Source organism: Streptomyces sp. NPDC005151 (assembly GCF_053599875.1).
In genome coordinates, this window is sequence record NZ_JBSFYR010000067.1 from 23,504 (window position 1) to 42,366 (window position 18,863).

An 18,863-nucleotide genomic window follows, 5' to 3' on the forward strand; every position below is an offset into this window, starting at 1 on the left:
TCACGCCAACTGGTTGACCAGGGCGGTGAAGACCGTGGGAAGGCGGGTCGCGGCCGGGACGATACGACGGGCGAGTTTCGGGTGCTGACGGGCCCAGAGCAGCGATTCGGTGAGCAGGCGGTGGCGCCGGGAGACCTTGCGCCACGCCTGCTCGTACGCCAGTGGGCGGTCGTCCCGGATGCAGCGCACCAGTTGCGCGGCCCCGGCGAGGGCCAGAGAGATCCCTTCGCCGGTGAGCGCGTCGATGTATCCCGCGGCGTCCCCGACCAGCAGGACCCGCCCGGCCGCCCGGGAGCCGACGCGCTGGCGCAGCGGTCCGGCGCCGCGCACAGGGGTGGTGGTGCTCGGGGGCAGGTGGCGTGAGAGGAGAGGGAAGCGGGCCAGGTGGCTGTCGAAGGGGCCGCGTTCCGCAGTCAGGACGGCGACGCCGACCAGGCGCGGGCCGAGCGGCGTGACGTAGGCCTCCGCCCGTGCTGACCAGTGCACCTCGACGCAGTCCGTCCAGGGCTCGATCGCGTAGTGCCGGCGCAGGCCGAATCTGGGGGGCCGCGGATCCGGGCGGTCCAGGCCGAGTTGACGTCTGATCGGTGAGTGCAGTCCGTCGGCGGCGGCCAGGTAGCGGGCGGTGAGGCCGGCTGCGCGGACGCTGTCGGTGCTCTGCCGGATGCCACCCACCCGCGCCGGGATCACCGGTACGCCGAGTTCCGCCGCTCGGCGGGCCAGCGCGGCGTGCAGTTCGGTGCGCCGGACGCCGCAGCCGGGGGCGGGTGCGAAGAGGGCTTCGGCACTGTGGTGGTCGTCGACGTACCGGATCCCGCGCAGTGGGTGTCCGGCGACGGTGACGCCGAGTTCGGCCAGGGCGTGTACGGCGCCCGGCATGAGGCCCTCGCCGCAGGCCTTGTCGATCGGGGTGGGGCGCGGTTCGGTGACCACCGCTTCGAGTCCGGATCCGGCGGCGTGGATCGCGGTGGCGAGTCCGGCGGGGCCGCCGCCGACCACCAGCAGGTCGATCACGGCGTGGCCGCAGGAGTCGGCGCCGGGGCGGCCCCGGCCAGAGCGGCGTTCTCGCACCGCACGCGGGTCGCGAGAAGCGGCAGATTGAGGAGCGTGAAACCGGTCGCGGTGAGCCAGTTGGTGTGTACGAGCGGCAGCGCGAAGCCCTCGACGATCACGGCGACGTAATTGGGGTGGTCCATCCATCGGTACGGTCCGGCGGTGACGAGGGGCAGGTCCGGCACCACAATGACGCGGGTGTTCCAGCGCGGCCCCAGTGTGGTGATGCACCACCAGCGCAGCCCCTGGGCACCGAGGGCCAGGGCGAGCATCGGCCAGCCGAGCGCGGGCAGGAAGTGCCGGTCGCCCAGCCAGGTCTCCCCCAGGCAGCCGGCCAGCAGCGCGGTGTGGAGGGCGACCATGACGGGGTAGTGCCCGCGCCCGTACTCCGTTCCGGCATGGCGGCGGCTCCAGGCTGCGTTGCGCCGGGCGGTGACGAGTTCGGCGAGGCGCTCGACGGCGACCAGGAGGATGAGGACGGTGTAGGGGATCACGGGGCGGCTACCAGCGGAGGAGGACTTGTTCGGTGCAGAAGCCCGGCCCCATCGCGAGGAGGAGACCGGGCGATCCGGGCGGTGGCGGGTGCAGCGCCAGGGTGTCCCGGAGGATGTGCAGGACGGACGCGGAGGAGAGATTGCCGACCTCGGCCAGCGAACGCCAGGTCGGTTCCAGTGCCCGGGCGGGCAGATCGAGCGTCTCGCGTACGGCTTCCAGGACCTGGGGACCGCCGGGGTGGCAGACCCAGGCCGTCACGTCCTGCGTCTTGAGGTCGTGGCCGGAGAGGAAGGAGCGCACCTCGTCGCCGAGCGTCTCGCGTACCAGGTCCGGGAGGTCGGCGCCGAGGACGATACGAAAGCCCGCGTCGCCGATGTCCCAGCCCAGGCTGCGTTCGGTGCCGGGGTAGAGCGCGCTGCGGGTCGCGACCACCTCCGGCCCGCGCTGTTGTTCCCGACGGTGCGGGTGGTCCCGGCCGACCGCGAGGACCGCGGCGGCGCCGTCGCCGAACAGTGCGCCCGCCACCAGGTTCGGCACGGACGCGTCGGTACGTTGCAGGGTCAGCGAACAGAGTTCGACCGAGAGCAGCAGCGCGACCTGTCCGGGGTGGCCGTCGAGGTAGTCGTGGACCCGGGCCAGTCCGGCGGCTCCAGCCACACAGCCCAGACCGAAGATCGGCACGCGTTTCACATCGGGCCGCAACCCGACCCGTCCGGCGAGCCGCGCCTCCAGCGACGGGGCGGCGATGCCGGTGACCGAGGTGGAGATGACCAGGTCGATCTCGCTCGCGTCGAGACCCGCCCGGTCCAGGGCACCGCGCACCGCCTGCTCCCCGAGCCGGAGCGCGGATTCGATGAACGCGTCGTTGGCCTCTCCGAAGCCGCTCAGGGAGGCGTACCGCTCCAGGGGCAGGGCCAGATGGCGGCCGCGTACCGTGGCGGACGTGTGCAGGCGTTCCACCACACCGCGGTCTGCGCCCGATGGCAGGCACATGTCGGCGAAGGCATTGGTGATCTCGGACTGCTCGTACCGGTGCGGCGGGAGCACACCATGGATCGCGACGATTCGCGTCATTCCGTCACCATACGGTTGAATAACGTGTTTTGATCGAACGTCATGAATCATACTTTTCGGTCACCTTCCGCGTCCGCCTCGGTGCCTGCCGCCGTGCCGGCGGCCGCTCCCCGCCCCGGCCGGGTCGCGGTGGCCCTGTTCCTGTCGGCCCACCCGGCCCCCGCATTGGCCGTCTCCGCCCTGATCACCGCGCTGGCCGTGGCTGCGGGACGCGATGCGTCCGGCAGCTGTCTGGTCGCTCTGACCATGCTCACCGGGCAGCTCTCCGTCGGCTGGAGCAACGACTGCATCGACATCGCACGGGACACGGCGGCGAACCGGCGTGACAAGCCGCTCGTGGACGGCGCCGTGAAGGCCCGTACCGTCGCGGTGGCGGCCTGTGCCGCACTTGTCCTGTGCGTCCCCCTGTCGCTGGCGAACGGCGCGGCGGCGGGCGGCGCCCATCTGATCGGGGTCGCCGCCGCCTGGTCCTACAACCTGGGACTCAAACGAACACCGTTGTCCTGGCTCCCGTACGCCGTCGCCTTCGGCCTCCTGCCCGCCTTCGTCACGCTCGCGCTGCCGGGCCACCCCTGGCCGGCCGCCACGCCAGTGGTCGCGGGCGCGCTCCTCGGCGTGGGCGCGCACTTCACCAACGTCCTCCCCGACATCGACGCCGACCTGGCCGCGGGCGTCCGCGGCCTGCCCCAGCGGTTGGGCCGACGCCGGACCCGTACCGTCGCGGCGCTCGCGCTGCTCGCCGCATCGGCCGTCCTCGTCCTCGGCCCACCGGGATCGCCGGACGCGACGAGCTGGACCGGTCTCGTCGTGACCGGAACCCTGGCCGTGGCCGTCTGCCTCCCGCTGCGCTCCGCACCCGACAGCCGCCTGCCGTTCCTGGCCACGCTCGGCCTGGCCGGGATCGACGTTGCGCTGCTGCTCCTGCACGGCACGGCCCTGGGCTGATCACCCCTCTCACGGACGCCGCAGCCCGCCCGGCTTCTCGACCAGGGGTGTCCGGCGGATCGGGGTCGGACAGGTCGTGGCGTCCGGCGGTGCGTCGCGAGGCGGAGGAGCGTCCTCATACTGGACGTATTCGCTGCGTTCCGACACCGCGGCAAGGTGCCGTAGCTGTCGGTTCCGCACCCGCCAGGGATGACGGGACAGCCCTTGGGCCGGCTCCGGCGAGAGCTACCGGCAACGACGGGAGAGTCACACATGTCGCGCTATCACGAGATGAAGTTCCGGGCGGTCACGACGTTCCAGCGGCGGATCGGCAATCCGATGCTCCGCCGACTGCCGAACCAGACCCTCCTGGAGACCACGGGACGCACGTCCGGACTGCCCCGCCGGACCCCGGTCGGCGGCCGCCGGGTCGGCAAGGAATTCTGGCTGGTCTCGGAGTACGGCGAGAAGTCGCAGTACGTACGCAACATCCGGGCGAACCCGAAGGTACGGGTCCGGATCAGGGGGCGCTGGCACGCCGGAACCGCCCATCCGGTCCCGCAGGACGACCCGCGCGCCCGGCTCAGGACACTGCCGCGCTTCAACAGCGCGGCAGTCCGGGCGCTCGGCACCGACCTGCTGAGCGTGCGGGTCGATCTCAGCGACTGAGACCGACCGGCAATTGGGGGGTGGGTGAAGGAGCGGGGCTGGGGTGCGTGCAGCGCAAGGCGGAGGATTGAGCCATGGCGGAGCCATGGTGATGGACGACAACGCCGCGAGGTGCGTGCCCCAGCCGCGTGACGCCGCCCCCCAATTGCCGGTCGGTCTGAGCGGTCGCCCTACCAGCGCTGGTGGATCCCGGCCCGGATACGACGGTCGTAGAGGTCCCGTACCGCGTCCGGCGTCCCCTGCGGCAGCGGCGGAAGCGACGCAGCCGCAGGGGACGCCGGGGCCACGAGGACGAGTGGACCTGGGCAGCGTTCGATCTAGCCCCCGGCATCGCCCGATCCCTGCGTGTCAGCCCCCTCGCCATCGGGCCGGGCACACCTTCGCGCGGAACAGGCGTACTCGACCTGACCCCGTACGGCGTCGCCCACGGGGTGCCGGCAAGCGCGTACCGCATCCGAGAGGATCACCGGCTTCGCGGCCGGACCCACCGGCCATGCCGGAGTTCGGCGACCACGCCCGGCGTCATGGCGTCTCGTACATTGCCGGGCCAGATGGTTCGATCGGAGCCGGGAAGGGCGGACGGGCCTGCCAGGCGCACGGCGTCACGCTCGCCCGCTCCGGTCCGGGACTGTTCCACCATTGACGGGAAGTGCCGGGGACGGCCGGGTGCGAAACCCACGGAACGAGGAGTGCTTGCCCTGAACGGACAACTACTGGCGGTCAGCGACCTGCACGTCGCCTACGCCGATAACCGTGCCATCGTGTCGTCCCTGCGTCCTGGCACCGACGCCGACTGGCTCGTCGTCGCAGGCGATGTCGCCGAGAAGGTCGCCGACGTCGAGCAGACGCTGAAGATGCTCAGCGAGCGCTTCGCGAAGGTCGTGTGGGTCCCCGGGAACCATGAGCTGTGGACCCACCCGCGCGACCCCGTGGAGCTGCGGGGCGAGGCGCGGTACCTCCATCTGGTCGAGCTCTGCCGGAAGCTGGGCGTCGTCACCCCGGAGGATCCCTATCCGGTGTGGGAGGACGAAGAGGGGCCAGTGACCGTGGCGCCTCTCTTCGTGCTGTACGACTACACGTTCCGCGCACCGGGAACGACCACCAAGGAGGAGTCCCTCGCCTATGCCCACAGGACCGGGGTCGTCTGCACCGACGAGCACCTCCTCCACCCCGACCCGTACCCGACGCGCGACGACTGGTGCCGTGCGCGGGTACGCCAGACCGAGCTCCGACTGGCCGCCGTTCCGGAGAACCACCGTACGGTCCTGGTGAACCACTACCCGCTGGTACGGGAACCGACCGATGTGCTGCGGTACCCGGAGTTCGCCCAGTGGTGCGGGACGGAACTCACCCGGGACTGGCACCGCCGATTCCGTGCCGCGGCCGTGATCTACGGACACCTGCACATTCCGCGGGTGACTCACTACGACGGCGTGCGGTTCGAGGAGGTGTCGATCGGCTACCCGCGCGAATGGCGGGCCCGCCCGCCGCGCACCCCGCTGCGGGTCGTCCCGTTGTCGTCTCCGTCCGGCACCATCCACTGAATCCGACGGACCGTCAGCTCCCGTCCGCCACCCGCGGGTCCGGCCGCACCGAAGGCATCCGGTACGCATCAATTGGCCCGCCGGGCGGGCAGACGGCGTACCGGCGTACTCGCCGTCGTCGCCGGACTCATCATCTCGCTGCTGGTGTTCGCCTCCGTGATGCCGGCGAGCGCGGCACCGTCGCTGCTCTCCCAGGGTGAAGTTCCACGATCTGCTGGTGGTGTCACTGGGCGGCCAGGGACAGTACGAGCACGTGATCAACAACACCGGCGCGGCGACGTCCGGCACCTCGACCGTTCCCTCCACCGTGGTGTCCTTCCCCTGATGCGGGACACCCCCCGGCCGGGATGAACGCAGGCCGTGGGGCCCGGCAGCGATCGCTCTGCTGGGCCCCACGGCTCTCGCGGCGCACCATCGCCCAGCGCGACGTCCGAATTGCGCCAGCGGTCACGGTCCCGGGGGCCGACTCTCGCAGGTGGGACGAGAGGGAAACAGCGGCGCCCCGCCCGCACAGCGAAGGAACCCCACCATGACCACGACCACCACCCGCCCGCCGGGCCGCATCACCGAGCGCGTCGCCGCGGCGGACTGGCCCTCGCTCACCGACGAACTGGCCGAACACGGCAGCGCGCTCACCCACCGGATCCTCACCGCTGACGAGTGCCGTGCGATCGCCGCCCTGTATGAGGAGACCGAGCGGTTCCGCTCCACCGTCGACATGGCCCGCCACCGCTTCGGCTCCGGCCAGTACCGTTACTTCACCCATGATCTGCCCGAACCGGTGCGCGAGCTGCGCGAGGCGTTCTACCCGTGGCTGCTGCCCATCGCCCGCGGCTGGGCCGACAGGCTGGGCGGGGCGGCGCCCTGGCCCGACACCCTTGAGGAGTGGGTGGCCAGGTGCCACGACGCCGGGCAGTCCCGGTCCGCCCAGATCCTGCTGCGGTACGGGCCCGGCGACTGGAACGCCCTGCACCGGGACGTGTTCGGCGACATGCTCTTCCCGCTCCAGGTCGTCATCGGCCTGGACGCGCCCGGGGTCGACTACAGCGGCGGTGAGTTCGTCATGACCGAGCAGCGTCCGCGCGCCCAGTCGAGGGGATCGTCCACGACGCTGCTCCAGGGCCACGGCCTGATCTTCACCACCCGCGACCGCCCGGTGCGGTCCAGCCGCGGTTGGTCGAAAGGGCCCATGCGGCACGGCGTGAGCACCGTCCGCTCCGGCCGCAGGCGCACCCTCGGCCTGGTCTTCCACGAGGCGGCCCGATGATGACCGGCGCTCCGGCACCTGCCGCGCACACCGATGCCGAACTGACGTCGCTGCTCAGCCTGTTGACGTCCATGCGTCCACCTGTCCGGTCGGTCGCCGTGGGGCACGCCCGCGATGGGGCGTCCCGCGCGGCCGCTCAGGCGTTCGTCCGGGCCTGGGAGGCCCTGGACCGAGACGTGCTGACGGTCGTCGACTGGCCGGAGGAGGCCGCCTCCTGGCTGCGTCCGGCCCAGCGCCTGACCGCGCAGGCCCCGGACGCCTGGGTGCTGGCAGGCGCCCCGCCCGGCGTCGCGCACCTGGTCCGCCGCCTGCGCCGCTCCTGCGGCTGGGATCCGGGGCGCACTTTCGGCTTCGCCTCGCTCGCCGCCCCGCACATGGTGGAGTTCGTCGGCGCGGATGCCCTGGACGGGATGCGCGGCGCCTCGACCGACGGCGGCACATGGGAGATCGGTCGCGACTGAGACCGACCGGCAATTTACGACCGACCGGCAGGAAGACCACGCACATGACTGGCATGCAAGGGCCCGACCCGGTCAGGCCGGGGCAGGGGCGGGGACAAGCCACGCTGCAGCGGCGGGACGGATGGCGGGCCTGGCTGCTGGAGGGACTGAGCGGGCAGACCGCACGGCACCCGGGGCCGCACGGCACGCCGAGCCCCGAGCACAAGGGGCACACCTGGTGGCGGGTCATGTGCCTCACCGGTGTCGACTACTTCTCCACCCTCGGCTACCAGCCGGGCATCGCCGCACTCGCGGCCGGGCTGCTCTCGCCGCTGGCCACCCTGGTGCTGATCGCCCTGACCCTGCTGGGCGCGCTCCCCGTCTACCGCAGGGTGGCCAAGGAGAGCGCGCACGGCGAGGGCTCGATCGCCATGCTGGAGCGACTGCTGCCCTGGTGGGCGGGGAAGCTCAGGTGGTGCCCAACACCATCGCGGCCGTCCTGATGGAGCTGCGCAACCGCACCGGTCAGGTCCCGCACGCCTACTTCAACTGGACCGAGGGCCACCCGGTCAGCCACCTGCTGCGCTTCCTCGTCTTCGGCGACGGCGAGGTCGCCCCGGTGACCCGCGAGGTGCTGCGCCGGGTGGAACCTGACCCCACTCTGCGGCCCCGCGTCCACGTCGGCTGACCTTGGGCCCGGCGGCGCCCGCGCGTATCCGACCGGCCCCCCATACGGCGCCTCGGCGAGAGATTCTGCCCGTCGACGGCGCATTCCGCTGAGCAGTGCGTCGGGACGCCTGCGCGCTTCCGGTCGTCCCGACGGCCGACACCCCAGATGATGATAGAGAGGACATGGCGCGAAATGGGATGTTTGTCCCGACGATTCATTCGCGACAGTGGAGGTGCCATGGACGGCGACACCACGATGGGTGACGAGGTCTACCAGCCGGACGGCTCGGAGGTGCAGGACGACGCCGGGCTTCTGGACCCCGCCGACACCCTTGACGACCGGGCGGGCCAGGACCCGCTCGACGCAGGCTATTCGCCCCCTGAGCGGCCATGGGCCGTGGAACACCATGGTGTCACTGCGGCTGAGCAGCGAGAGGGAGAAAGTCTCGACCAGCGCCTCAGCGAGGAGGAGCCGGACGTGTACGCCCCGGACGGGGACGGGATCGGTGATGTCGTCGACACGGACGGTGAGGTCCGGGACGGGGAGGTCGGTGATCTGCGCGCGGGGCGACTGGTCGCGCCCGACGAGGGCGCGCACGGAGACAATGAGAGGTGCATGATCGCCCTCGACATGGGAATCGATGGCGCGGCGGCCTCCGCCGAGGAAGCGGCGGTACATGTGGTCCCCGACCAGAACGAGCAGTAGACCACTCGTAGGGGCAGCCTGAGCGCTGATGCCCGCACCCGGGCTCTCGGCAGAGTTCGGACCATGCGCGCTCGATCCTGTCGCTATGAAAAAGGGAGACAATCCACGTTCAGCGAACGCGGTCGATGAACTCGGAGGGCAACATCAAACCTGTCCTGTAAATCGTCAGTGATTCGCCGATGGACCTTGCCACGCACCATCGCAGCCGTTGCGCCCCGGCCCCCAGGAACGTCAGACTCCGCCCCAGAAAACGGTTGAATCGTCGGGCGTGCGGTCACCGAGGACGACCGAGTACGCAATGAGCGCGATGAACGGGAAGACGATGACGTCCACCCACATCCCCGTCCGGGCACCGACTGCCCATGGCCAGATAATCGAAGTGGCATATGCCAATGCCGTCACCACACTGAACACGAGCGCTGTCGGCCCGACACGTCGCGACTTCTTCGCGGGCACGGAGTATCCACGTGGCACACCTGGCGCCCGCCGCTTGTCGGCCATCTCGCCACACTCCCTCACGGCACACTCAGCAGCGCCACCATTCCTGTACACCCCGGGCTTCCCGGGGCGTTGGCCGCCCGATGCCCTCGCTCCGCGACAGCAAGAGCCGTCACACCTCTGTCACAGCGGAGGGGCCGTCGTGCCCTGTTCAAAGGCGCACAGACCGAAGCGGTTTCGCCGGTTCACTGACTTCATGAATTCACGGGGAGTGATTGCTGATGGCCGGTGACAGTGACCGTCGTGCGTACGACACGGGTGCGTCGGCGGATGCACAGGGCAACATCCAGGTCGTGATCGCGCGCCTGGAGGAAGTGATCGCGGCGCGGGACGGCCAGGTCAAGGCGGCGATGGCGGACTTCACCGCGGACGGTGTGGCGGATGAGTACCACGGCAAGGAACTGCGGTGGAACCGGGCCTCGCAGGAGGTCAGGAACATCATCCAGCTGCTGAAGAGGACGCTGGAGAAGAACGACGGCACCGCGCAGCACACCATCACGCGGGCAAAGGCCGCGGTCGACAACATCGGCTGAGGCGTGTGGGGTCGGGCCCCGGGACGGGAGCTTGGGTTCTAGTGGTCGTCGCAACACCCCAGTTCAAGGGGTGCGATGGACGTCGAGAGCGGCAGGGCACGGGGTGTGCTGGTGACCGGGTGGGATCTGAAGCCGCAGGGTATTCAGGGTGTGCTGAAGACGACGGGTGAGACCGCGGGGAAGATCGAGACGTACGCGAAGTCGTACGGCGAGCATCTGACGTCGACGGCGACGAGTGCGGGCACGATCACCGCCGAGGGCGGCGACGGCGGGGGCAAGGACGGCGAGAAGGCGGCCGGCGGTCTCGTCGCGCCGGCCCTGTCGCAGTACGCCGAACACGCCACGACAGACCTGAAGTTCATCGCGGCCCGGGCCGGAAAGTCGCTGACCGGTGCGGTCGACCGATGAACCGACGCTCACCACGCTGGAACGGCTTCGTGCCGTCGACTGGTCCGGTGACTGGGACTACGCCTTCGGGCATGCGCAGTCCCGCCGCCTACTGATGCATGGCTTCGTTCACTTTCAGCAGCAGCGTTTGTCCAGCGGCTTGGGAGGTGGTGGGTGTGCCCGGCGCCCGCAGATGTTCACGCGAAATGACAGCACTTAGGCTGGGGGGTGCGTCCAGGGAGGGCCGCCCGGCTGGAGGCGCTTGTGGACCGGTGCCAGCAGCTTGCGGTCAATGATGGCGGGATGAAAACGGTGCAACAACAAGCTGAGAAGCTGTGTGCTATGAACAGGCATGGCATTGAAGATCGAGCGAACTGACGCGCGTAGGTGGCCGGATGAGCAGCTGAAGGAGCTCTTCAGTGAGGGCTTTCCGGAGTTCATCACCGCTGACCGTCTGGTGAAGGAGTACATAGGCAGGGTCGGTGAGTGGTTCGCTGGTCTGGACCTCACGCTGGTGGATGAGCACGAGGCGCCGGTCGCATCGGGCTGGGGTGTGCCAATCCACTGGGACGGCCTGACCGAGACGCTCCCCACCGGGTATACCCAGGCCCTTGTCCGTGCGGTCGAAGGCCGTGAGCAGGGGACCGAAGCCAACACCCTGGTCATCTGCGGAGCTGTCGTCACCCCGTCGCTCAAGGGGCGCGGGCTTGCGGGAGAGACCCTCAAAGCTTTGCGTCAGACCGCCGAGGAAGCCGGCTTGGTCCAGGTCATCGCGCCGGTCCGCCCGACGATGAAGGCCCAGTATCCGTTGACACCGATCGAGACCTTCATGAGGTGGAGCCGTGAGGACGGGATGGCCCTTGACCCGTGGATCCGTACCCATCAGCGTCTCGGTGCCGAGATCCTTTCGGCGGCTCCCGCTTCGCAGACGATGACCGGCACGGTTGCTGAGTGGGAAAACTGGACCGGAATGGCTTTCCCTGAGTCGGGCGACTACGTGATTCCAGGAGGATTGAGTCTGCTTCGGGTCGACCGATCCGCCGATCAGGGCGTGTATCGGGAGCCCAACATCTGGATGCAGCACAGCTGAACAGGGACAGCACGCGTGCCCGGACAAAGTGTCTGGTTGGTGGCCCGACGCCGCCTGTGAGGCGTCGGGCCAACCGAGATGGGCCGTCAGGTATCAGCCGGTCTTGGCGGGTTCCTCAGCCCGCGCGCGGGTGCTTGCGAGGCGGTAGGAGTCGGTGCCGGTTTCGATGATGGTGCCGTTGAAGGTGAGGCGGTCAACGGTGGCCGCGCAGAGGCGGGGGTCGGTGAAGGTCTTGGTCCAGCCATCTGGGGCTGGCACATGTTCCTTTTTGTGGATCGCCGCTGCCACCGGCCCGTATCCATCTTCTGCTGTCCTCGTTGGTCTTCATGGTGGTGCCCGGATTCTCCAGGTGCTGCCTTGATCGGTCAGGTGCGAGGAAGGTGTGCCGGTGACATCCCAGTTGAGGGTGGTGCCGTCCCATCGGAGCCGGTAACTGCCGATCCGTGGGAGTTCCAGGCCGACTGCGTTGAGGCCTTTGTCGCCTCATGGCGGGCCCGTGGGTTCAGCCCGGTGACGGTCGAGAACGACATCGGACTGCTGGAACGGACGCTCACCGCGCTGGGCCGGCCTACGTGGGACGTCACTCCCGAAGACATCGACCGCGTCGTCGGCGACCTGGCGCTTGCCGGGCTGGCCGCCTCGACCCGGCGCGAGTATGTGCAGATCTTCAAGGGCTTCCACCGGTTCCTGCATGTTCGCAAGGCCGTCGAGATGGAAGCGAGGTTCGGCGTCCGCCTGGTCTGCCCGGTCGACGAGTTCAACGCGTCCCGGCATGGCGGCGACGACTCCCCGGCCCAGCTGCCACCGCCGACCCCCGAGCGGGTTGCGGAGTTCTTCGACTTCCTCAAGGCCCGGATCGCCTCCGCCCGCAAGTACGCACCCGCCGCCCGGGACTATGCGATGTTCCGGACTCTTTATCACGCCGGCCTGCGCTCGGAAGAGGTGTCGCTCTGGACCGCCCGGACCTCCACTTCACGCGGGGACCGTTCGGAAAACTCCACGTGCGGTTCGGCAAAGGCGCCCGCACCTCCGGGCCCAGGCCACGCTGGGTCCCGATGCTGGACGGACTCGACCTCGTCCTGCACTGGTTCCTCGACGACGTCCGCGGCAAGTTCCCCGACTCACCGGTGCTGTTCGCGGACGAGTCCGGCGGCAGTCTGCACCGCGGGACGATCCGCAACCGTTTGCGCTATCTGATGGAACTCGAAGGCCGCCCGGCCACCGACCGATTCAGCCCGCACGCTCTGCGGAGGGCCTGCGCGACCCACAACTACGAGCGCGGCGTGGACCTGGTGGCAATCCAGCAACTCCTTGGACACTGGACGGTCAGCTCGACCATGAGATACGTCCGTCCCTCCGCAACGTTCATCGAGGACGCCTATCGCCGCGCGGTGACCACCACGCTCGGCGAACTCACCGCCGAGGGGGACAGCTCCGCATGAAGATCCGATGGCGTCTACGGATGGCCGCCGCTCAGCGTGAGGTCTGGACCGGCACCCAGTTGCAACGGCTTCTGGCGAACGTGCCGGGCTGCAAATTTCCTCAGCGTCGGTGTCCGCACTGTTCAGCAAAGAGCCCTCCCAGGTGAAGATGTCTACCTTGATTGCGTTGTGCACCGCGCTGGAATGCACCCCGAACGACCTCTTCGAGGTCGACATCACCCCCGTCGAACGTCCCGCAGCCCCACTGCGGCCGGTCGCCGACCTGCCGCAGGTGGCCTCCGCACGGGGCCGTTCGATGCCGCCTCTGTGACCCGAGGAAAGCGGCATCATGGGCGTCAAACAGAGCGACTGCACCGGCTGCGGAGCCCCGGTCGGCTTCATCGACCGGCACTACTGCTGCCGCTGCACTGCCCAGCAGAAGGAAGCCGCGGCCCGGGCCGCTTGTCCCCGCTGCGGCCAGCAGCGCGTACTCCAGGCGGACACCGGCCGGTGTAATACTTGCTCACGCGTATACACCGCCTGCGGACACCCGGTTCGGAGCAAGTCCTCGGCCCTCTGCCGCACCTGCTCGCGGGAATCCGAACGCGTCGCCGCCAAGTGGCCCTGCCCGCGTTGCGGTCGGCCCGGCTATCTGCGCGAGGACACCGGCTGGTGCGGGCACTGCTCGCGTCCCCGGCAGACCAAGCAGCCGCCCCGAACCTGCAAGCAATGCGGCAGAGTACGGAAGCACGCAGGTCTGGGACTGTGTTCGGCCTGCTGGCAGCGTCATCCCGACCGGCCCTTCGTCCGGGCCGAGCACCTCATCGCCGAACTCGACAATCCCCCGGACTGGCTGCAGGACTTCACCACAGATCTCGCCGCCAAGTACTCCGTCGGCCGGGCCTGCACGATGATCACTTCTCTGGGGCGGCTTCTCCGCGACGGCCAGCCCAACCTCCCCCAGTCCGTGCTCGAACGTTCCCGCCAACCAGGACGCTCGATGGGCTCCCTCGCCCGTGCCCTGGAGACTTACTTCACCAGTCACGGCCTGGCCATAGCCACCGATCAGGCCGAGCGGCTCGCGGCCGGCCGTCGACAACGCCGCATCGTCGCGGTCCCCGACCCCCTGCAACCCTCGGCGGAGGCATTCGCCGACTTCATGATCCGCACCATCGCCAGAACAGCACCAGGGCCCCGGCGTAGGTGTAGGTGGTGTTCTCCGCCCCGTCGCGAGCGAACCGGACGTACCGGAGGAACTCGTCAGCCTCAGCGATCGGCCGAAGGTCCTGGCCAAGGACAGTCCAGTAACGCTCGCCGGACGGCAGGCGCACCGCGAACACCCTCAGCTGGCGGTCACTGATCACCGCCGCATTCTGACAACGCCGCCTGGAGCACGTGGTCCAGATCGGAGAACACCACCTGTCCGGGACGGGCGAGTTGACAGAGCATGTGGACATCCGGCTCGCACGGGAAGTCCGGGTGCGCACCGACAACGATCCGGTGTCCTTCGCCAAGGGCCTGGCCCAGCTCGAACATCGCGATCGGCTGGGTCGTCACCGCCGGATCGGATGCGGGGAACCAGAACACGCTCAGGACGTTCGGCAGGTGCAGGTGATGTTGCTCCCAACTGACCTGCTCCCAGGCGGCTCCAAGGACGTATGCCGACGTCGCTTCTCAATTCCTCCCTGCACGAGTTCGACCCGGACATCGCCGCCGCGGTCGACGCCGAGCTGGACCGCCAGCAGTCCACCCTCGAGATGATCGCCTCGGAGAACTTCGCTCCGGTCGCGGTCATGGAGGCCCAGGGCTCGGTCCTGACCAACAAGTACGCCGAGGGCTACCCCGGCCGCCGCTACTACGGCGGCTGTGAGCACGTCGACGTGGTCGAGCAGATCGCCATCGACCGCATCCAGTCGCTGTTCGGCGCCGAGAACGCCAATGTGCAGCCGCACTCGGGCGCCCAGGCCAACGCGGCCGCGATGTTCGCGCTGCTGAAGCCCGGCGACACGATCATGGGTCTGAACCTCGCGCACGGCGGGCACCTGACCCACGGCATGGAGATCAACTTCTCCGACAAGCTCTACAACGTGGTCGCCTACCACGTGGACGAGCAGACCGGCCAGGTCGACATGGCCGAGGTCGAGCGCCTCGCCAAGGAGTCCAAGCCGAAGCTGATCGTGGCGGGCTGGTCGGCGTACCCGCGCCAGCTGGACTTCGCCGCCTTCCGCCGGATCGCCGACGAGGCCGGCGCGTACCTGATGGTGGACATGGCCCACTTCGCGGGCCTGGTCGCCGCGGGCCTGCACCCCTCCCCCGTGCCGCACGCGCATGTGGTCACCACGACCACGCACAAGACGCTCGGCGGCCCGCGCGGCGGTGTGATCCTGTCCACGCAGGAGCTCGCCAAGAAGATCGACTCCGCGGTCTTCCCCGGTCAGCAGGGCGGCCCGCTGGAACATGTCATCGCCGCGAAGGCCGTCTCCTTCAAGGTCGCCGCGTCCGACGACTTCAAGGAGCGCCAGCAGCGCACCCTGGTGGGCTCGCGCATTCTCGCCGAGCGCCTGGTCCAGGAGGACACCAGGGCGGCGGGCGTGAACGTGCTCACCGGCGGTACAAAGGTCCACCTGGTCCTGGTCGATCTGCGCGAGAGCGAGCTGGACGGCCAGCAGGCCGAGGACCGCCTCCACGAGGTCGGCATCACGGCAAACCGCAACGCGATCCCGAACGACCCGCGGCCTCCGATGGTCACCTCGGGTCTGCGGATCGGGCGGGTCCCAGTTGTTCACCATGACCTGGAACGGCAGGCCGGTGTGTTCGATGACCTTCTGGATGGTGCGTGCCGTCGGGTCGAACGCGAGCCCTTCGGGGGGCATGGGGACGATCACGACGTCCGCGAAGGACGGATCCAGGCCATCCACCTGGTCATCAACTGTGCGGAGTTCGCGTACGCGGACCCCGTGGCCGAGGCCTGCGCGGTCCTGCGCGAGGCGAACCGTGCTCAGTGAGCACAGGCCCGGTAGCGCGGCGATCGGGCTCACCAGAAGCCACCCACTCTCAAGTGACAGCTGCTATCGTTTAGCTATGGCTGTCAAAAATCGCTGGTTAGCGCTGATTGCTCTGACCATCAGCGTCCTCGTCATCGGATTCGACACGACGATCCTGAACGTCGCCCTCCCCACTCTGGCCGCCGACACCGGCGCCTCCGCGGGTGAGCTGCAGTGGATCATCGACGCATACGCCGTCGTCTTCGCCGCCGCGATGCTCCCCGCGGGCTTCCTCGGCGACCGCTTCGGCCGCCGCAAACTGCTGATCGCCGGGCTCGTGATCTTCCTCGGCGGCTCCATCATCGGAACGCTCGTGGACACCCCGGGCGCGCTCATCGGGGCCCGTACGATCATGGGCCTCGGCGCCGCGCTGATCATGCCGCTCACGCTGTCCATCATCCCGACCCTCTTCAAGGGCGAGGAGCAGACCAAGGCGATCGCGATCATCACCGTAGGTGTCTCGATCGGCCTGCCGCTCGGACCCCTGATCAGCGGCTGGCTGCTTGATCACTTCTGGTGGGGCTCGGTCTTCGTCATCAACATCCCGCTGGTCGCCATCGGCATCATCGCCTGCGTCCTGCTGATCCCCGAGACCAATGACCCCTCGGCCCCCAGGGTCGACATCATCAGCACGGTGATGGGCATCGTCGGTCTCGGCGCCCTCGTCTACGGCGTCATCGAAGGGCCCACCGAGGGATGGGGCGACCCGGTCATCCTCGCCTCGATGATCGGCGGTGTGCTGATGCTCGTCGGCCTCGTGCTGCGCGAGCAGCGCCAGCCCCGCCCGATGGTGGACCTGGTGCTGTTGCGGAACCCGACTTTCCGCTGGAACACGGTCTTCCTCATCCTCGGCACGTTCGTGTTCATGGGCCTGATGTTCGTGCTGCCGCAGTACCTCCAGGTCATCCAGGGCAACGACGCCTTCGGCACCGGCGTGCGCCTGATGCCGCTCATGGCCGGCATGATCGTCGTCGCCAAGATCGTGCCGCCGCTGACCATCAAGCTCGGCACCCGGCCGCTGGTGGTCGCGGGCCTGGCCATCATGTCCCTGGCGATGTTCCTCGGCAGCACCACGGACACCGACACCGGCTACGGCTTCACCGTGGTGTGGATGACCCTCACCGGCCTGGGCGTGAGCCTCGTGATGGTGCCGGCCCTGGACACCGCCCTCGCGGTACTGCCCAAGGGCAAGGAGGGCACCGGCAGCGGCCTGAACACCACCCTGCGCCAGGTCGGCGGCGCCATCGGCATCGCCCTGCTGGGCAGTGTGCTCAACGCCGTGTTCACCGACCGGGTCGACACCAGCGGGGTGCCGCCCAAGGCGGCCGAGGCCGCCGAGGAGTCCGTGGTGGCCGCACAGACGGTCGCCGCACAGCTCAAACTGCCCCAGCTGGCCGAGTCCGCCGAGTCCGCCTTCGTCCACGGCATGAGCACGGTGCTGCTGGTCTGCGGCATCGCCGGCGTCGTCGCGGCCGCCCTCGCCGCCTTCAAGCTGCCGGACAGCCGGGAGACCAAGAAGACCGAGGAGGAGGCAGAAGAGCAGCCTCTGCCCGAGGCGCTGTCCGACATGGCGGATGGTGCGCGACAATGAGTCGTATGCCCTCTGCAACGACCAGCGCACCGGTGTCGGCGATCGCAGTCGCCGACACCGGCCTCGGCCTGCGCGAACGCAAGAAACTGCGCACCCGCCAGGCGATCCGTGAGGCGGCCCGTCGGCTGATCGATGAGCGAGGGTACGACAACACCACCATCGAGCAGATCGCCGCGGAGGCCGTGGTGTCGCCGAGCACCGTCTTCCGCTACTTCCCCAGCAAGGAGCACATCGTCCTGACGGACGACTACGCCAAGTTCAGCATGGCCTTCCTGCGCGAGCGCCCTGCGGACGAGCCGCCGCTGGCCGCCCTGCGGGCGGTGGTGACCGAGATGGTGCGTAGGCTCGCCGAGGACTTCAGCGAGGAGTACCGGTGGCGGCGGGAGCTCGTGCGCCAGGTGCCCGCGATGCGGGCCCTGGTGGGCGAGGCCCAGGACAGCTGGATCGAGTCCGTGAGCGAGATGCTCGCCGAACGGGCAGGCCTGCCCGCGGCCAACCTCGAGCTCCGCGTCCTGGTCGGCGCCGTGACGGGCGCCTTCCACCAGGTGCTGTGGGGAGACCACAGCGAGGACACCGACCTGGTGGAGATGATCGAACGGGCCCTGGCGGTGCTGGAGCATCCCGACGCCGTCGGGCGCCCGGCGGACACCAGGCCGAGCAACGTGTGACGCTTCCCGGCCGTGCGTGAGAAAGGGGCCCCCGGCACTCGACACCGAGCGCCGGGGGCCCCTTTCTGCTGCGGCAGGGCCCTCAGTTCTTGACGTTGCCCTTGACGTGCCGCTCTACGAACTCGTAGGCCAGGTCGCCGAACTGCTCACCGAAGACCAGGGACCTCTCGACCGTCTTCTTGAAGTGGACGCCGCCATCCACCCGGCTCCTGGCACACGCCTTGTCGAACTCGGTCCAGGTGGAGAAGCGCACCTTGACGTCCTTGGCGGGGGCGATCCCCGGCTCCACCAGCGACTCGCCGGCCGGGAAGTCGAACGTCCAGTCCAGGTCGTCGGAGCCGAAGAAGCCCCGCGCCGCCTGCGACCCGGCGGCACACAGCGTCGTGGAGCCCGACGGGTACTCCGGGTGGTCGCCCGTCGGCAGGTAGCCCAGGGCTCTTGCAAAGTTGAATTTCTCTGACGTTTCCGCTGGTCATCGGGGGATGCCGAGGAGGTCGAGTGGGGCGGTGAAGGGTTCGTAGGACAGGTCGCGGACGGCTTCGGTCATGTTCGTGGCGCCGGTGGCACGTAGCCGGTTGAGGGTGGTGTTGCGCAGGGTGGCCATGTTCTCGGGGCCGTGGCCGGTGCGGATCTGGGAGCGGTCTTCGTCCCAGAGAGTGTCGCGCACGTAGTGGATCTTGTTTTCGATGTGCCAGTGATCCTGGTGGTTAATTCGATCAGCCAGTGAGGGTGAAATCGAGGCGTGCAAGGTGACTTGTCCGTGTTCGGTCGAGTGGGTGACCGTTCCACC

The 18,863-nt window shown here is 69.2% G+C and carries 22 protein-coding genes and 6 pseudogenes; 17 read left to right on the forward strand and 11 right to left on the reverse strand.

The genetic code is table 11. From position 1 onward, the window contains the following. The 3 genes from ACWD6R_RS28630 to ACWD6R_RS28640 are packed head-to-tail and all read right to left on the reverse strand — an operon-like array spanning position 1 to position 2,622. Positions 1–1,014, reverse strand: a complete 1,014-nt coding sequence (locus tag ACWD6R_RS28630) for an NAD(P)/FAD-dependent oxidoreductase (protein ID WP_451821340.1) — start codon at positions 1,012–1,014, stop codon at positions 1–3. Further along, the gene (locus tag ACWD6R_RS28635) at positions 1,011–1,547 is read right to left on the reverse strand and encodes an isoprenylcysteine carboxyl methyltransferase family protein (RefSeq protein WP_451821341.1); all 537 of its coding nucleotides are present in this window, start codon (positions 1,545–1,547) and stop codon (positions 1,011–1,013) included. Before ACWD6R_RS28635 ends, ACWD6R_RS28630 begins: the two co-directional genes overlap by 4 nt. A 7-nt stretch (positions 1,548–1,554) precedes the next feature. After that, complete coding sequence (locus tag ACWD6R_RS28640; RefSeq protein ID WP_451821342.1) at positions 1,555–2,622, reverse strand: type III polyketide synthase; 1,068 nt, start codon at positions 2,620–2,622, stop codon at positions 1,555–1,557. 42 nt (positions 2,623–2,664) lie between these two features. Between ACWD6R_RS28640 and ACWD6R_RS28645 the strand changes: the two genes are divergently transcribed. Together ACWD6R_RS28645 and ACWD6R_RS28650 are read left to right on the forward strand one after the other, a co-directional pair. Beyond that, complete coding sequence (locus tag ACWD6R_RS28645; RefSeq protein WP_451821343.1) at positions 2,665–3,567, forward strand: UbiA family prenyltransferase; 903 nt, start codon at positions 2,665–2,667, stop codon at positions 3,565–3,567. A 252-nt stretch (positions 3,568–3,819) separates the two neighbouring features. After that, a complete protein-coding gene (locus ACWD6R_RS28650; protein WP_451821344.1) occupies positions 3,820–4,215 on the forward strand; it encodes a nitroreductase family deazaflavin-dependent oxidoreductase in 396 nt (131 codons plus the stop codon). Positions 4,216–4,385: 170 nt separating this feature from the next. Here ACWD6R_RS28650 and ACWD6R_RS28655 read toward each other — a convergent pair. Then, positions 4,386–4,499: pseudogene (locus ACWD6R_RS28655) on the reverse strand (aldo/keto reductase); the annotation flags it as partial. 405 nt (positions 4,500–4,904) lie between these two features. Here ACWD6R_RS28655 and ACWD6R_RS28660 point away from each other — a divergent pair. From ACWD6R_RS28660 to ACWD6R_RS28690, 7 genes and pseudogenes are all read left to right on the forward strand, one after another. Beyond that, positions 4,905–5,759: a metallophosphoesterase family protein gene (locus ACWD6R_RS28660; RefSeq protein WP_451821345.1), complete on the forward strand. Its 855-nt coding sequence runs from the start codon at positions 4,905–4,907 to the stop codon at positions 5,757–5,759. 196 nt (positions 5,760–5,955) lie between these two features. After that, a complete protein-coding gene (locus ACWD6R_RS28665; protein WP_451821346.1) occupies positions 5,956–6,084 on the forward strand; it encodes a hypothetical protein in 129 nt (42 codons plus the stop codon). Positions 6,085–6,288: 204 nt separating this feature from the next. Next, a complete protein-coding gene (locus tag ACWD6R_RS28670) occupies positions 6,289–7,026 on the forward strand; it encodes a 2OG-Fe(II) oxygenase (RefSeq protein WP_451821347.1) in 738 nt (245 codons plus the stop codon). After that, positions 7,026–7,487 (forward strand): ABC transporter substrate-binding protein, encoded by a 462-nt coding sequence (locus ACWD6R_RS28675; RefSeq protein WP_451821348.1) that lies wholly within the window; start codon positions 7,026–7,028, stop codon positions 7,485–7,487. Before ACWD6R_RS28670 ends, ACWD6R_RS28675 begins: the two co-directional genes overlap by 1 nt. 44 nt (positions 7,488–7,531) lie before the next feature. Then, positions 7,532–7,936 (forward strand): annotated as a pseudogene (locus tag ACWD6R_RS28680) (amino acid transporter); the annotation flags it as partial. A 5-nt stretch (positions 7,937–7,941) separates the two neighbouring features. Further along, complete coding sequence (locus ACWD6R_RS28685; RefSeq protein WP_451821349.1) at positions 7,942–8,154, forward strand: hypothetical protein; 213 nt, start codon at positions 7,942–7,944, stop codon at positions 8,152–8,154. Positions 8,155–8,373: 219 nt separating this feature from the next. Next, the gene (locus ACWD6R_RS28690; RefSeq protein WP_451821350.1) at positions 8,374–8,841 is read left to right on the forward strand and encodes a DUF5709 domain-containing protein; all 468 of its coding nucleotides are present in this window, start codon (positions 8,374–8,376) and stop codon (positions 8,839–8,841) included. A gap of 231 nt (positions 8,842–9,072) precedes the next feature. Here the strand turns inward: ACWD6R_RS28690 and ACWD6R_RS28695 are convergent, their stop codons facing one another. Further along, a complete protein-coding gene (locus ACWD6R_RS28695) occupies positions 9,073–9,297 on the reverse strand; it encodes a hypothetical protein (protein WP_451821351.1) in 225 nt (74 codons plus the stop codon). A 263-nt stretch (positions 9,298–9,560) separates the two neighbouring features. Between ACWD6R_RS28695 and ACWD6R_RS28700 the strand changes: the two genes are divergently transcribed. The 3 genes and pseudogenes from ACWD6R_RS28700 (at position 9,561) to ACWD6R_RS28710 (ending at position 11,349) form a co-directional block, all read left to right on the forward strand. Next, the gene (locus tag ACWD6R_RS28700; RefSeq protein ID WP_451821352.1) at positions 9,561–9,872 is read left to right on the forward strand and encodes a pore-forming ESAT-6 family protein; all 312 of its coding nucleotides are present in this window, start codon (positions 9,561–9,563) and stop codon (positions 9,870–9,872) included. 111 nt (positions 9,873–9,983) lie between these two features. Next, positions 9,984–10,274 (forward strand): annotated as a pseudogene (locus tag ACWD6R_RS28705) (DUF6507 family protein); the annotation flags it as partial. 337 nt (positions 10,275–10,611) lie between these two features. Further along, entirely contained in the window at positions 10,612–11,349 is a 738-nt protein-coding gene (locus ACWD6R_RS28710; protein WP_451821353.1) for a hypothetical protein, read from the forward strand. Positions 11,350–11,442: 93 nt separating this feature from the next. On the opposite strand, the pseudogene ACWD6R_RS28715 reads toward ACWD6R_RS28710, so the two are convergent. Next, positions 11,443–11,592 (reverse strand): annotated as a pseudogene (locus ACWD6R_RS28715) (ATP-binding protein); the annotation flags it as partial. Between the two features lie 240 nt (positions 11,593–11,832). Then, positions 11,833–12,123: a hypothetical protein gene (locus tag ACWD6R_RS28720; RefSeq protein ID WP_451821354.1), complete on the reverse strand. Its 291-nt coding sequence runs from the start codon at positions 12,121–12,123 to the stop codon at positions 11,833–11,835. A 281-nt stretch (positions 12,124–12,404) separates the two neighbouring features. Between ACWD6R_RS28720 and ACWD6R_RS28725 the strand changes: the two genes are divergently transcribed. Both ACWD6R_RS28725 and ACWD6R_RS28730 read left to right on the forward strand, forming a co-directional pair. Continuing rightward, positions 12,405–12,791: a tyrosine-type recombinase/integrase gene (locus ACWD6R_RS28725; RefSeq protein WP_451821355.1), complete on the forward strand. Its 387-nt coding sequence runs from the start codon at positions 12,405–12,407 to the stop codon at positions 12,789–12,791. A 142-nt stretch (positions 12,792–12,933) separates the two neighbouring features. Then, positions 12,934–13,101: a helix-turn-helix domain-containing protein gene (locus tag ACWD6R_RS28730; RefSeq protein WP_451821356.1), complete on the forward strand. Its 168-nt coding sequence runs from the start codon at positions 12,934–12,936 to the stop codon at positions 13,099–13,101. 826 nt (positions 13,102–13,927) lie between these two features. Here ACWD6R_RS28730 and ACWD6R_RS28735 read toward each other — a convergent pair. Together ACWD6R_RS28735 and ACWD6R_RS28740 are read right to left on the reverse strand one after the other, a co-directional pair. After that, positions 13,928–14,134, reverse strand: coding sequence for a hypothetical protein (locus ACWD6R_RS28735; protein ID WP_451821357.1), 207 nt, complete (start codon positions 14,132–14,134; stop codon positions 13,928–13,930). Further along, positions 14,124–14,327, reverse strand: coding sequence for a hypothetical protein (locus ACWD6R_RS28740; RefSeq protein WP_451821358.1), 204 nt, complete (start codon positions 14,325–14,327; stop codon positions 14,124–14,126). The genes ACWD6R_RS28735 and ACWD6R_RS28740 overlap by 11 nt, the downstream gene beginning before the upstream one ends. A gap of 101 nt (positions 14,328–14,428) precedes the next feature. Here ACWD6R_RS28740 and glyA point away from each other — a divergent pair. The 3 genes and pseudogenes from glyA to ACWD6R_RS28755 form a co-directional block, all read left to right on the forward strand. Further along, positions 14,429–15,577 (forward strand): annotated as a pseudogene (glyA, locus tag ACWD6R_RS28745) (serine hydroxymethyltransferase); the annotation flags it as partial. Positions 15,578–15,851: 274 nt separating this feature from the next. After that, positions 15,852–17,405 (forward strand): MFS transporter, encoded by a 1,554-nt coding sequence (locus ACWD6R_RS28750; protein ID WP_451821359.1) that lies wholly within the window; start codon positions 15,852–15,854, stop codon positions 17,403–17,405. Continuing rightward, positions 17,402–18,073 carry a TetR/AcrR family transcriptional regulator gene (locus ACWD6R_RS28755; RefSeq protein WP_451821360.1) on the forward strand — a complete coding sequence of 224 codons (672 nt, stop codon included), beginning with the start codon at positions 17,402–17,404 and terminating at the stop codon, positions 18,071–18,073. The genes ACWD6R_RS28750 and ACWD6R_RS28755 overlap by 4 nt, the downstream gene beginning before the upstream one ends. A gap of 82 nt (positions 18,074–18,155) precedes the next feature. On the opposite strand, the gene ACWD6R_RS28760 is transcribed toward ACWD6R_RS28755, so the two are convergent. Next, positions 18,156–18,506: a hypothetical protein gene (locus ACWD6R_RS28760; protein ID WP_451821362.1), complete on the reverse strand. Its 351-nt coding sequence runs from the start codon at positions 18,504–18,506 to the stop codon at positions 18,156–18,158. A 39-nt stretch (positions 18,507–18,545) separates the two neighbouring features. After that, positions 18,546–18,863 (reverse strand): annotated as a pseudogene (locus ACWD6R_RS28765) (hypothetical protein); the annotation flags it as partial.

Bases quoted from the DNA above. Each gene is read 5' to 3' on its own strand.
- ACWD6R_RS28645 (WP_451821343.1), top strand. From the start codon at position 2,665: ATGAATCATACTTTTCGGTCACCTTCCGCGTCCGCCTCGGTGCCTGCC.
- ACWD6R_RS28710 (WP_451821353.1), top strand. From the start codon at position 10,612: ATGGCATTGAAGATCGAGCGAACTGACGCGCGTAGGTGGCCGGATGAG.
- ACWD6R_RS28650 (WP_451821344.1), top strand. From the start codon at position 3,820: ATGTCGCGCTATCACGAGATGAAGTTCCGGGCGGTCACGACGTTCCAG.
- ACWD6R_RS28675 (WP_451821348.1), top strand. From the start codon at position 7,026: ATGACCGGCGCTCCGGCACCTGCCGCGCACACCGATGCCGAACTGACG.
- ACWD6R_RS28700 (WP_451821352.1), top strand. From the start codon at position 9,561: ATGGCCGGTGACAGTGACCGTCGTGCGTACGACACGGGTGCGTCGGCG.
- ACWD6R_RS28755 (WP_451821360.1), top strand. From the start codon at position 17,402: ATGAGTCGTATGCCCTCTGCAACGACCAGCGCACCGGTGTCGGCGATC.
- ACWD6R_RS28725 (WP_451821355.1), top strand. From the start codon at position 12,405: ATGCTGGACGGACTCGACCTCGTCCTGCACTGGTTCCTCGACGACGTC.
- ACWD6R_RS28670 (WP_451821347.1), top strand. From the start codon at position 6,289: ATGACCACGACCACCACCCGCCCGCCGGGCCGCATCACCGAGCGCGTC.
- ACWD6R_RS28750 (WP_451821359.1), top strand. From the start codon at position 15,852: ATGGCTGTCAAAAATCGCTGGTTAGCGCTGATTGCTCTGACCATCAGC.
- ACWD6R_RS28640 (WP_451821342.1), bottom strand. From the start codon at position 2,622: ATGACGCGAATCGTCGCGATCCATGGTGTGCTCCCGCCGCACCGGTAC.
- ACWD6R_RS28690 (WP_451821350.1), top strand. From the start codon at position 8,374: ATGGACGGCGACACCACGATGGGTGACGAGGTCTACCAGCCGGACGGC.
- ACWD6R_RS28720 (WP_451821354.1), bottom strand. From the start codon at position 12,123: ATGCCGGGACGCGTTGAACTCGTCGACCGGGCAGACCAGGCGGACGCC.